This window comes from Neptunomonas sp. CHC150 (genome assembly GCF_030397555.1).
GTDB lineage: Bacteria > Pseudomonadota > Gammaproteobacteria > Pseudomonadales > Balneatricaceae > Neptunomonas > Neptunomonas phycophila.
This window is the reverse complement of sequence record NZ_JAPNXU010000006.1, coordinates 445,389-457,634: the sequence shown is the minus strand read 5'-3', so window position 1 is coordinate 457,634 and position 12,246 is coordinate 445,389. Positions and strand designations below refer to the sequence as shown.

General features: G+C 43.3%; 15 protein-coding genes. 7 read left to right on the top strand and 8 right to left on the bottom strand.

The window, feature by feature from the left end; all coding sequences use genetic code 11:
* Nucleotides 1-105: 105 nt before the first annotated feature.
* Nucleotides 106-552 carry a MaoC family dehydratase gene (locus tag OW491_RS08205; RefSeq protein ID WP_075172254.1) on the top strand — a complete coding sequence of 149 codons (447 nt, stop codon included), beginning with the start codon at nucleotides 106-108 and terminating at the stop codon, nucleotides 550-552.
* Nucleotides 553-588: 36 nt separating this feature from the next.
* Here OW491_RS08205 and OW491_RS08200 read toward each other — a convergent pair whose 3' ends face one another.
* Nucleotides 589-2,046, bottom strand: coding sequence for an EAL domain-containing protein (locus tag OW491_RS08200; protein ID WP_290035511.1), 1,458 nt, complete (start codon nucleotides 2,044-2,046; stop codon nucleotides 589-591).
* Between the two features lie 633 nt (nucleotides 2,047-2,679).
* On the opposite strand from OW491_RS08200, the gene OW491_RS08195 reads away from it, so the two are divergent.
* The 5 genes from OW491_RS08195 to OW491_RS08175 all read left to right on the top strand — a co-directional run bounded on the left by OW491_RS08195 (nucleotide 2,680) and on the right by OW491_RS08175 (nucleotide 6,366).
* The gene (locus tag OW491_RS08195; RefSeq protein ID WP_215151784.1) at nucleotides 2,680-3,312 is read left to right on the top strand and encodes a response regulator; all 633 of its coding nucleotides are present in this window, start codon (nucleotides 2,680-2,682) and stop codon (nucleotides 3,310-3,312) included.
* A 263-nt stretch (nucleotides 3,313-3,575) separates the two neighbouring features.
* Nucleotides 3,576-4,067 carry a DUF523 domain-containing protein gene (locus OW491_RS08190; RefSeq protein WP_215151785.1) on the top strand — a complete coding sequence of 164 codons (492 nt, stop codon included), beginning with the start codon at nucleotides 3,576-3,578 and terminating at the stop codon, nucleotides 4,065-4,067.
* Nucleotides 4,068-4,176: 109 nt separating this feature from the next.
* Entirely contained in the window at nucleotides 4,177-5,217 is a 1,041-nt protein-coding gene (locus OW491_RS08185; protein WP_290035510.1) for an oxidoreductase, read from the top strand.
* A 30-nt stretch (nucleotides 5,218-5,247) separates the two neighbouring features.
* Nucleotides 5,248-5,997, top strand: a complete 750-nt coding sequence (locus tag OW491_RS08180) for a methyltransferase (protein ID WP_290035509.1) — start codon at nucleotides 5,248-5,250, stop codon at nucleotides 5,995-5,997.
* 174 nt (nucleotides 5,998-6,171) lie between these two features.
* The gene (locus OW491_RS08175) at nucleotides 6,172-6,366 is read left to right on the top strand and encodes a hypothetical protein (RefSeq protein WP_290035665.1); all 195 of its coding nucleotides are present in this window, start codon (nucleotides 6,172-6,174) and stop codon (nucleotides 6,364-6,366) included.
* A gap of 89 nt (nucleotides 6,367-6,455) precedes the next feature.
* On the opposite strand, the gene OW491_RS18250 is transcribed toward OW491_RS08175, so the two are convergent.
* From OW491_RS18250 to ylqF, 7 genes are all read right to left on the bottom strand, one after another.
* Nucleotides 6,456-6,707, bottom strand: coding sequence for a zinc ribbon domain-containing protein (locus OW491_RS18250; protein WP_354669558.1), 252 nt, complete (start codon nucleotides 6,705-6,707; stop codon nucleotides 6,456-6,458).
* 103 nt (nucleotides 6,708-6,810) lie between these two features.
* The gene (locus OW491_RS08170) at nucleotides 6,811-7,131 is read right to left on the bottom strand and encodes a hypothetical protein (protein WP_290035508.1); all 321 of its coding nucleotides are present in this window, start codon (nucleotides 7,129-7,131) and stop codon (nucleotides 6,811-6,813) included.
* Nucleotides 7,132-7,190: 59 nt separating this feature from the next.
* A complete protein-coding gene (locus OW491_RS08165; RefSeq protein WP_290035507.1) occupies nucleotides 7,191-7,490 on the bottom strand; it encodes a hypothetical protein in 300 nt (99 codons plus the stop codon).
* Nucleotides 7,491-7,614: 124 nt separating this feature from the next.
* Nucleotides 7,615-7,980 (bottom strand): hypothetical protein, encoded by a 366-nt coding sequence (locus OW491_RS08160; RefSeq protein WP_290035506.1) that lies wholly within the window; start codon nucleotides 7,978-7,980, stop codon nucleotides 7,615-7,617.
* A gap of 461 nt (nucleotides 7,981-8,441) precedes the next feature.
* A complete protein-coding gene (locus tag OW491_RS08155; RefSeq protein WP_290035505.1) occupies nucleotides 8,442-9,617 on the bottom strand; it encodes an NAD(P)/FAD-dependent oxidoreductase in 1,176 nt (391 codons plus the stop codon).
* Between the two features lie 8 nt (nucleotides 9,618-9,625).
* Entirely contained in the window at nucleotides 9,626-9,916 is a 291-nt protein-coding gene (locus OW491_RS08150) for a hypothetical protein (RefSeq protein ID WP_075172264.1), read from the bottom strand.
* 21 nt (nucleotides 9,917-9,937) lie between these two features.
* Nucleotides 9,938-10,882 carry a ribosome biogenesis GTPase YlqF gene (ylqF, locus tag OW491_RS08145; RefSeq protein WP_290035503.1) on the bottom strand — a complete coding sequence of 315 codons (945 nt, stop codon included), beginning with the start codon at nucleotides 10,880-10,882 and terminating at the stop codon, nucleotides 9,938-9,940.
* 134 nt (nucleotides 10,883-11,016) lie between these two features.
* Here ylqF and OW491_RS08140 point away from each other — a divergent pair, with 134 nt between their 5' ends.
* Nucleotides 11,017-12,246 (top strand): HDOD domain-containing protein, encoded by a 1,230-nt coding sequence (locus tag OW491_RS08140; RefSeq protein WP_290035502.1) that lies wholly within the window; start codon nucleotides 11,017-11,019, stop codon nucleotides 12,244-12,246.

Sequence of the window (12,246 nt, the reverse complement as noted above, 5' to 3'; positions counted from 1 at the left end):
TTTGATTAGCACCGCAAACGCTATAAATTTCAGGATTTATAAAGATTTTATTAGCGGTTTTGGGTACATTAGGCGACTTTTAAGAATGACACTAAGGTGGATAGGATGCATCATTTACACGGTTACTATTTAGAAGATCTAGAAGTAGGCATGAGCGCGTCTTACGCTAAAACAATATCTGAAGCCGATGTTTATATGTTTGCTGGCATTTCAGGTGATAACAACCCGTTACATGTAAACGCTGAGTATGCCGAGACGACGGTTTTCGAACAGCGAATCGTTCATGGAATGTTTAGTGCGGCACTTATCTCCACAGTAGCCGGTACTAAACTGCCTGGCCCTGGTGCTATTTATGTAGATCAACAAATTAAATTCAAATCCCCTATTTATTTTGGTGATACTGCGACTGCAACACTCACCATCACAGACATCAACACGCGCCATCGCCGCGTCGTACTAAAATCGGATGTCACTGTTAAAGGTAAAGTCGTCGCAACAGGGACAGCCACGTTGATGGTAGATCGCCGACCAACCGAGCCAACCGACGCTTAATTAAACGCGGCGCATTGCTCTTCTTAAGCGATGCGCCTAGTTCACATTAACTAGGCCTGCCAAAGCGCCTTGATATAACCCGCAGCCTAATACCGTCATCAGTTGCAACTCCCATGTTGCTGATATATTGGAGGCGATAATTTGCAACCCCGATTTGTGCGCTTCACTCATGACACGCTCAATGTCTGCTTCATCAATAGCCGGGGAATCTTTTGCAGGGGAAAGCTTTACGTGTGTTAACGGAATGTCTTCTAGTGTATCTACGACTGTTGACCCATCAGCTTTATATCGGCTAAATCTTGCGCCATCACTGGCGAGCATTACCCCCATCAGACGCAGCGACCGAACAGTATCAAGCAAGATGGGAGAGCGTTTAATCAACGCCTCACCATCAATGAAAATAATTAGCTGATCGGCAGGAAAACCCGTTCTTTTCAGCAACTGCGACATAGCCTTTAGGTAGTTAGGAGTTAGAATTTGGGAAGGCGAAAGTGTCATTATCAGCTTAGCCAGTGGCTTTCCATCACTCCCCCATTGCATTAACTGATCACAAGCCTTTTCCAACACATAGTGCCCCAGTAAAGCAGATATGCCATGGTCATCCGCCATAGGCATAAACTCAGCGGCTGGTATTGAACCCAATTCAGGGCTTTTCCAGGTTACCACCCCTTCAACCGCGTATAGCCGATCCTCTTGAGCATACTTAACCGATAAGTAATCAACACAAAACTCACCTGCTGACATAGCTTTGCAGATACGATGACGCATTTGCTGTTGTCGATAGGTCACCGAAACAGCAGACTCTTCGCTAGCTCCCTTTTTATTGAGCAAGTCTTCCTGCTTAATAAATTGCCTTACTACAAAGAGATTCCCTGCTTTACTTTGATTCACTCGAATTTGTAAGTAATGGGACTGTTCGCCTGAAGGTGTCGGCACATACAACTCTGTTTCGTATTCCCTTTCTTTTAGTGCTCTGGCCCACAAACGATTGGCTTCTTCTTTTGAATAAAACAGCTCACTAAATTCACGAATACTTGAACCATAGAGGTCATTGAATAGCGGGTTGGCGCTTGTTAAGAGGCCATTTTTATCCCATAAGGAAGCGATAATGGTAGATGGAGGATTGGAAAGCTCAGTGCCAAGAGCCTGTTGCCCAGAAATGATTTGAACGACCATGGCCATGCGGTTATCACGCAGCCGTATCCCAGAAAAGTGGCAATAAACCTCTTTCTCATGACCTTTTGGGTAGAGAGTCCACCATTGTGTATGTTCTTTACCCTGCCGGTACTGATCAAGGTTGGATTTAAGCAACTCGAAGATAGCCTCAGACATAGAGGAGCGAAAATCCCGCTGCATTAAATCATCTAATGTTTCGGCCTGCCAAAATTCGATTGCAGACGTGTTAGCCCAATGGATACAGTAACGCTCTACATCATAAACCCAAGCTGGATTTGCAAGCATTGATAGATCATCAATATTGCATTCATTCAACATTTTACGGCCCTTGTGTTCCTGATAAAAAGGCTATCGACTACGCACAAGAACTATATCCAGCTTTCGTAGTGTTTTTTGACAACAGTTACACAACCGTCTCCATAAGGTTACACTATAATTACAATCGGTTCAGATAATTTTGCTTAAATAATACAACTTAGCCTATGAAAAAGAGAGCAGGATACACACTATCCCCTATTACACTGATAAGTTTAAAGCCTTAATATATCTGATTGTATATAAAGAATTAAATCCTAAAAGGAAGTATGTTAGCGAGCAAAAAACCATGAATTTCTTGTGTGTTTTTTGATCATTGCTAAGCCTAAAAAGCATACAAATGATGTACGAAGGATAGTCAGGGGAAAAAATCACCTTAAAACACTCGATAAAAGGTTTTTTTTTGTAGTACCCTCTCGTTCAGCTAATGTTCAAGTTGTTACAATTGACTATTACTGCGCTTTGTAATCCCGTGTCTATGAATAATAACCGGGTTATATACGTCGACCCTCCGTACACGGTTTGGGATTAACTATATCAAGGATGATCATTGTCGATTTTACGGCACTAACTCGCCCTTAAGCATCGTATCAATGAGACCCGTTTTTATTTAGAAGTAGCGGCAGAGGAATCCTAATGAGTAAACGTGTTACCGGAAGTGTCTTTATCGTGGATGATGATGCTGATTTTGGCCTATCAATGCAGTGGTTTTTAGAGTCGTGCAATTATCCGGCGTACTATTTTTCCGATACGCGCACTTTCCTAGATAGCTATAAAGGCGAAATGGGCTGCATGCTATTAAATCCATCTATGCCAAATACGGATGGCCTTACGTTGATGGAAACAATGCGTACTCGTAATATTCACTTGCCCGTCATAATGATCAGCGGCCAAAGTGACATCCCTCAAGTTGTAGCCGCTATCAAAGCTGGTGCACTCGACTACATTCCCAAACCATGTGATCAGAATAAAGTACTATCAGTTGTGGAATCGGGATTACAGCTTGCGTCGGAACAACATCAAGAGCAGCAGCGAACAGCCGCTACGCGCAACAATTATCAACTACTTAGCCGAAGAGAAAAACAAGTTATGGAGTTAGTAGTTAACGGTTATGCTAATCGTGAGATCGCAGAATCTTTAGGGATCAGCCCTAAAACCGTTGAGGTTCATCGCTCAAGAGTCATGGGCAAAATGCAGGCTGACAGCCTCCCCGCCTTAGTTAATTTTGCAATGGAATTAGGTAAGCAAAACAAAGCCGAATTAGCCTGATCAACTTAAACAATTAGTGTCAATCATACTTTTAGACCACCTATTATTGCTCATTTACTAATCAGTTATGTGTTAATATGGGCCGTCTGACTAGCACTTAACGACGTGATGTTCGACTTCACAAATAAAAATAACAAAGTTAAGTCGTTGCAATTCAGAATGATGATACAGCTTACTAAACATTAATTTGTTTATTTAACATAGCTATAACAATCAAACTGTAATATTTGCGGCGGTTTAAATGATCTTTGAGTGATACTCTAATGAATAAAATACTCATCAGCGCCTGCCTAATGGGTCAAAATGTTCGATATGACGGGAAAAACAGCTTAATCACCCACCCCGTGATCCAATCTTTACAACAGCAAGGTCGATTAGTAGTATTTTGCCCTGAAGTTGCTGGCGGCCTACCGACACCACGAGCACCCGCTGAAATTAAATCCCGCTACCCTATCTTAGTGACCACTGCTGACCAAGAAGATGTCACTCCGCAATTTTTACTTGGCGCTGAGCTCGCTGTTGAAAAAGCTCAAGAGGTGGGTGCATGTTGTGCCGTGCTTAAAAGCAACAGCCCCTCTTGTGGAAACCGTGAGATCTACGATGGTAAATTCACAAATACATTAATACCCGGCAGTGGTGTAGCCGCATCAGAACTGCAACGCCATGGTTTTCCTGTTTACAATGAACATGAAATAGACCAACTGCTGGAGTTTATTACAACCTTTGACTTAAGCATGAATCGACACTCAGCTTAGGGCTCAATCAGCTGAAACTTGGTCCGTTTCACCCTCCTTAGGCGACAACGCCTTCATTTTTCAATAAGCTCTCTTTTTCGCATGCGGACAGATAAGGGAGCATATTTTTATGACAACAAAAACCATCAAAACAGGCATCATCGGCTATGGTTTTTCTGCAACTACTTTTCATCTCCCATTTATAACCTGCTCACCTGACTTTGAGCTCACTGCTATCAGCAGCTCACAACGCGATTTAGTGTTAAAAAATCATCCTAAGTGCAGCTATTACGAAACCCCTGACGCACTTATAGGTAACAGCGATATCGATCTTGTTATCATTACCGCACCAAACGATACGCACTACCCCCTAGCAAAACTTGCTTTAGAACATAATAAGCATGTTGTAATTGAAAAGCCGTTCACAACTAATGTCAGCGACGGTGAGCACCTTATCGCATTAGCAGCAGAGAAAGCGCGCGTACTGAGCGTTTACCATAATCGCCGCTGGGATGGTGATTTTCTAACCGTACAAAAACTTATTAATGAGGGTAAGCTTGGCCAGGTTAAGTATTTTGAGTCTCACTTTGATCGCTTTCGCCCTGCAGTGCGACAACGCTGGCGTGAGCAATCACCTAACGGCGGCGGTATACTGTTCGACCTTGGCCCTCACCTTATAGATCAAGCATTGCAGTTGTTTGGCTTACCGGAGGCCATCACAGCCCAATGCCTTATACAGCGCAAGGGATCAACCAATGTAGATTTTTTTAATATTGTTCTGCATTACCCTGACAAACAAGCCGTACTACACAGCGACCTTTATAGCGCCGGCGCCAATAGACGATTTACAGTAAAAGGTGAACTGGGCAGTTATGAAGTCTATGGTTTAGACCCACAAGAGGATCGCTTAAAGGCCGGAGTAAAACCTAAAACGCCTTCATGGGCCAGTGTTCCCTCTGATGAATACGGTACTTTCTTCTCCGGGACATCACAAACACATATCAAAACAGAAACAGGTGGATACCAGCATTATTTTACTGGCTTGGCTAAAGCAATCAGGCAAGAAGACACCGCCCCAATTAGCGCATCTGATGGCTTATGGACCATTACGCTAATAGAGTTGGCCATGCAAAGTAGCCAACAAGGCCGAACATTAGCCGTTACCGCATAACACCCTTACGAATTCAGAGATTAGTTACCTATGAGTGGTCGCCGCCGTAATAGCCATTTTCAATGCCAACAATTTACAATCGAGCAAAGCGATTGCGCTATGAAAGTCACAACCGATGCTTCGGTCTTTGGTGCTTTTGTACCGGTGGAAAACGCCAAAACCATTCTGGATATTGGCACAGGCACAGGGATTTTAAGCTTATTTGCCGCTCAACGTTCGTTGGCTACGATAGACGCAATCGAAATAGAACCCAATGCTGCTCAACAAGCGACCCTCAATGCTAAAAATTCACCATGGCCGGAGCGCATTAACGTTATAGCAACCGATGTACGCGATTATGCAAACCAATGCCCCACCCGCTACGATGTCATTATTACTAACCCACCCTTCTTTACGGAATCAACCCAAAACCCTGACAACCAAAAGTCATTAGCGCGCCATAATGCGCACTTCCCATTACACGACTTGTTAGGTGTAATTCAGCAGCTCTTGGCTACACAAGGAACGGCTTGGATACTATTGCCTTTGGAAGAAGCTAACAGCTGCATCAGCCGAGCAGCTAACTTTGACTTAACGTTAAAACGCCACGTATTGATAAGAACAAGCAAGCAGCATAGTCCGCATGTCGCCATGATCGCACTTGAGCATCAGCAAATTGACAATCAGAATATTGCAGAAGTCCCAACTGAAATCTTCACCGTTTACACACAACACCCCTACCTCAGTGACGAGTCAGCAGCACTCTTTCGCGACTACTATACAAAGATAAAACAGGCATAGCTGCTTATTATTAAATGAGGAGCTGAATCGACCACCAAATTTAACAATCACACCATAGACACTTAAGCCAAACGTTATGCCAAAAAGCTTGCATGCCAAAGTGACACTGGATTGCGTAAACACTCTAAGGCCAAAATACCTATGTGTCATTTTGACACAACAGGAGATAACATAATGGCTAGTACCCAGCCTCGCATCACCGCTAGAGTTGCGGCCAAAGGCTGTGCGAAGCATTTCTATGAACTCTATGGTTTTCAAGCCTTTGAAGACGCTGAAAATAAACTATTCATCACCATTGCTGATGTAAGAGCAGGCTTTGGTTATTTAACCGCTGCCTTTAGCAAACTAGCGCCTACATTAAGAGGCTAATTATAGCTGGCTAAAATAACGAACGAAGTGAGCTAGCCAGCTGTAATTAGTCCACTTGAATTTTTTTTTAGGTATACAACATAACCAAACTAAGAAAGTACTGTACCTAATATAAAAACTAACACTATAAGCATTATTACGACTAAGTGTTTAAAATTGCTATCACTAAGTAATTTTAAATTTTGCTTCATGTGATTACACATTGCAGGGGTAAATTTCACACCACAATGCCGACAGAAATTATCACCAAACGAAACCTTTTTATTACATTCAGGACAATTGTATATTGCAGAGTGGAATCGCTCACCTGAGCTTCTATCAATCCAATCAAAATCGTCCATGCATGCTCCGTATACCTAACGCCGCTGTAACCGGCCGGAAAACCGCGCAGCGGTTTGGAGGTCCAGCCCACGCAGTGGGCGATGGTTGACAGCCTTGTTATGTTTATTTTTCCAGTTGCTCAAGATATTCTTTACCAACGTTTATTTCGTCTTGGGTGGCAAACGTATAGCTTCCTGATTCCAGAAGCTCAGTTAACTGTTCAATAGTACCAATTTCAAATTGCTCTAGATTTTCCACGAACTCTTCAATTTTCTCAATATCTCCTTCCTTCGTTACTTCGGATAACTTCAGCATCACTTTATGATTAGCAATGTGAGTGCGGATATTGAGAGCACCCATGATCTCTTGTGTCATTGAAAATGTAATTTTGTAGGTTGCAAAAATGCTTCCTATAAAAACCAGGATAAATACAACGTACTTCATGGCTCTCCTAGAACATAACGCCTCAATAACCGGCAGCCAAAATGGAGCGAAGCGAAGTTTTAACTGTCCGGCGCCGTAGCCGCGAAGTTGATTGATTTGTTATATGGCATTAACCATAAAGCCCTAAAGGCCCCCCAGATTAGAAATGCAAGAGCAGCGGTAAGGCCGAAGAAGCTTCCCCACTGAATTGAAACCAACACTTGCCTTTTCAAACCAAAAAGACCTATGCCCCCCATTGCCAGAACTCCCCATAGGGCGACTAATACAACAAGCCATTCATATGACGCTAGCGCGACGACACACGATATACATGAAGCGACGGCAAAATGCTTGCGAGTTGATTTAGTAACTATATCCATCGTCACACTGACATATAACGCCTTGCTCACCGGCACATACTGCGGAGAGCATTTTTTGTAAAAATGGAGCGCAGCGACAGACACAAAATGAACGTAGCAGTATGTGTCCGTTTGCAGCAACTTGTTAAGAGGATTTTGAAATTGCTTGCTCTTTATACTTAACAACAAATTCTTGTGCCTCTTTTAGAGTCTTCGGGTAATTCACTTTGTAATACCCCAAATCATCTCTCTGCTCATACACCGACTGAAATATAAACCCATACTGAACGAGAAAACGCACCTTTTCCCATTGTGGATTATCTGTACTTTTTGGCGCTGAGAATTTTCTACTGACCTCTACCAATGAGCCACCGCACTCGGGACAGATACGAGATTTATTCGATTGTGGCTTCTTGAAACTTTTTCTGCATTCAAAGCATAAATTCGGAAACAGGTAGTTTTGAACATCTTTTTCCTTGGGAAAATTACTGTGATGTTTAAATTTACTCATAATTCCGGGAGCCTCTTAACAGTTTTATTCATGAGCATGCGCGTTAATATTCCTGATCGTTTGGTCAGAAATACGCATAACCCATTGAAATTTAGCTAATTTCAGAGAAGCAGAAGAATTGGGGTAGAACAAAGACGCGCATGCGCGTTAACATTCCCTGTGTTGCTCGCCATTTTCCCTTAGCATTTTCATATCTCATTGATTTTATAGACTTTCTAAAAGTTGTCCAGTATAAAAACGAGCATGCTCGTTTTACAAACCGTGCCATATTTTGAACTTATCCAAAATATACTGTATGAAATAAATAGCTTTATTAATTTTTTATCCACAAGAAGAGCCGAATGAAAACAAGCCCTTTTCTTAACACTATTCGCCAGTCCATGCGCGTGTGTGGTGAGCGTTTACGTTGTGAAAAAACTTTTCCTATTGGATTGAGCAGTCCATTGTATTCCATAAACACACTAAACCGCCTGCCCTGCCACAAACCCTGAGGCCCATGCCCATTGGAAATTATGGCCGCCTAAATGCCCTGTGACATCTAAACACTCACCAATAAAGTACAAGCCTTCGACTGCTTTCGCTTCCATGGTTTTTTGGGAGATTTCATCCGTTGAGATGCCGCCTAGCGTGACCTCTGCGGTTCGATAGCCTTCGGTGCCTGATGGTTTTACTTGCCAGCAGGTAAACGCATTAGCGATGGTCGCTAGTTGTTCATTACTTTGCTCGGCTAGCGGGCCTGAAAAGTCAAAAAGCTCACAGAGTATTTGCGCCATACGGCGGCTCATGCGTTGTGCAAAAACAGTACTGATATCTGACTTAGGCCGCTCCTCACGTTGAGCTTTTAGCCAAGCGTATAGATCCTCATCAGGAAAAAAATTGATCTCCAGATAGGCGTTTGGGGTCCAGTAAGATGAAATTTGCAAAATTGCGGGACCGCTTAAACCGCGATGCGTAAACAACATACTTTCACGGAACGTTGTTTCACCTACCGACACTTCAACAGGGTGTGACACACCAGCCAGAGGTTTAAGTACCTCCAACAGTTCCTTCTGCAGAGTCACAGGCACTAACGCAGCGGTGGTTGGCAGTACAGTCAGGCCATATTGCTTAGCTATATCATAAGCAAAACTGGTCGCTCCACCGTTGGGGATAGATAAACCACCCGTTGCAATTACCACAGATTCAGCCTCTATTTTGCCGATAGAGCTCGTTATGAGAAAACGATCACCTTTTTTTTCAATAGTGGCAACCTGCGCTTCTGTTTTGATGTCTACACCAGCCCAGTCGCATTCGGTCAATAAAACTTGCAGGATCTCTTTACTGCTGTCATTACAAAATAATTGGCCTAGCGTTTTTTCGTGGTATTCCACGCCATGGCGCTCAACTAACTCAATAAAATCCGAGACTCGATAACGGCTTAAAGCAGATTTACAAAAGTGGGGGTTGTCGGACACAAAGTTAGCATTCGTGTTGTGCAGATTAGTAAAATTGCATCGCCCACCACCCGACATTAAAATCTTACGGCCTATTTTTTTAGTGTGTTCTAACACAAGCACCGAGCGGCCGCGGTAACCCGCCGTCGCTGCACACATTAGCCCCGACGCGCCAGCACCGATAACAACCACATCTGTTTTCACGCTATGAGTTAACCTTTTTCGCTATCGCTGTTGTGTTCGGCTTGTTGCTGCTGCGCCATTTTTTTGATTTTCTCGGCTAAACGTCCGCCTTTAGGCTGCTTTTGTTCGTTACTATCTGCTTTAGCCTCTTCCGCTTCTTTTACTTTTTGATACACGGATTTATGTTTTTTCTTTTTCTCAAGTCCGCGTTTACGACGCGTCTCGTAGCTGTCTTCTTCGGTTAATTTATCGCGCTTATCAGGTGATATACGGATGTCTAAATGCCCTACAGTTGGGCGCTTTTTCTTTGTTCGGCTCATAATCTTTAGCTCTTAAATCTATTAGTAGGGTTTATTACCCGTACGCTCATTTTTGTTTGCTTCTACTTCTGCTTCCGCCTCGGCCAACGCCTGCGCCTCTAAACGTAAACGCTCCTGCTCTGCCCACTTAATTTCCCACTCTGCTACTGTTTCAAAACTGATAGCACCCATTTTACCCGAACGCATATCATGCAGTAGCACTTCTGACGCTTTGTGGCGATCGATAACACCGCCGGGGCGTAGGCCTCCGCGCTTACGACCTATTTCATCGAGCAACTCATCACTTCCAACGGGAATACTTTTTAACTTATAACGTGTTTCCAAATACTGAGGGTATGTATCTAGCATAAACTTAGCGGCATACAGGGCTACTAATTCATACTCAATGGCGGTGTCTCTAATTGCACCACTGGCCGCTAAACGGTATCCAGAATCGACATCTTCAATTTTGGGCCATAAAAAACCTGGCGTATCTGACAGCGCCATACCGTTTTTTAGGGTATACCGTTTTTGATTTTTTGTGACAGCCGGCTCATTACCTACTTTAGCGATACGACGTCCTAACAACGCATTGATTAACGTAGACTTCCCTACGTTAGGAATCCCCATGATCATCGCCCTAACGGGACGATCATGGTTAGCACGAGTAGGCACCATTAATTTGCACATATCTGGGATCTTTTGAACCAGCTTTTTTTGATCTTGGCTAAGCGCGATCGCCTTAATGCCCTCTTGTGCATTATAAAAGTCTAACCAAGCTTGTGTTTTAACCGGATCGGCTAAATCAGCCTTGTTTAAAATCTTAAGCACAGGTTTACCTTTGCGTAGACTTTCAACTAACGGGTTCTCACTCGACTTAGGTAAGCGGGCATCAAGCACTTCTATTACGGCATCAATTTCATCGATCACTTGAGCGATTTCTTTGCGCGCCTTGTGCATGTGTCCGGGAAACCAGTTAATCGCCATCGTATTCTCCTGCTGTAGATGCGCACATTATACCAGTCTCTAAAGGAAGACGCTGATTTACACTCAATTTTTCGCATTAACAGCCGTTAGCTTCTATATTGATATTCTAAGAAACACGAACAGGAACCTGCCAAATGTCCGACGCTAATTTGCAACCGCAAATTCTCATGGCTAGACAACCCATATTTGATGTAAAGCAACGTGTTGTTGCTTATGAGCTTTTATACCGCAGTGAGGCAGATTCTGAGCAAGCAACTTTTTTAGGTGGAAGCGCGGCTACTACTGAAGTGCTACTTAATGCATATACCTCAATTTCGGATGCCGGTTCGTTAAAGCGTGTTCCCGCTTTCATCAACCTTACTTATGATATTGTTGTAGAAGGAAAAATACCGGATCTTCCTCGTAAACAAGTTGTACTCGAATTACTTGAAGACGCCGAAGTTGATGAGGCATTTATTGCTGGCGTCAAAGCCCTGGTAGATGACGGGTACCGTATCGCACTGGACGATTTTATTTATAGCCCTAAATACGACCCCCTTTTGAAACTAGCTCACATAGTTAAAGTTGATGTTATGCATCATAACTACGATGAAGTTGTGGTCTTACTAAAACAAATTAAGCCTTTTAAAGTCACGTTGCTGGCCGAAAAAATAGAAACACACGAGAAACTAGAAGAGTGTATTTCTCTGGGATTTAAGTTATTCCAAGGGCACTTTTTGAGTAAGCCCAAGTTAATTACTGGGCGTAAAATTAACACCGGTCAAGTCGCACTTCTGCAGCTAATTCAAGAGCTGCAAAAGCCCGACGCTAAACCTGAAGCACTCCAAGCTCTAATTATCAAAGACCCGGTATTGACTTATAAACTACTCCGGATTGTCAATTCGGCGGCTAATTCATTAGTACGTAATGTAGAATCGATTAGTGATGCCATCGTTTTGTTGGGAATACCACAAGTTAAAAAATGGGCGACGCTCATCGCAATGACAGCCAACCCAGACAAACCCGAAGAGCTATCCAGAGCATTATTAATCCGCGGTCGAATGGCTGAACTGATTGCTGAAGCGCAAAAAAGCAATCATGCATCCAGTTACTTTATGGCTGGCATGATGTCTGGACTCGATGCCTTGCTCGACCTACAACAGGATCAACTGTTGGAACAAGTGCCTCTTGGGGATGAGATTAAGAAGGCCATTACCACAGGCGAAGGGCAAATAGGTCAAGTACTGACCGGCGTTATTGATTTTATTGCGGGGAACTGGGATACCCTACCAATAGACTTTGATGCCGACTTATACGATCAAGCCTACCGAGAATCACTGGACTGGACACGTGAAGCCATGCAAGCGATGGCCGAAACAGACTAA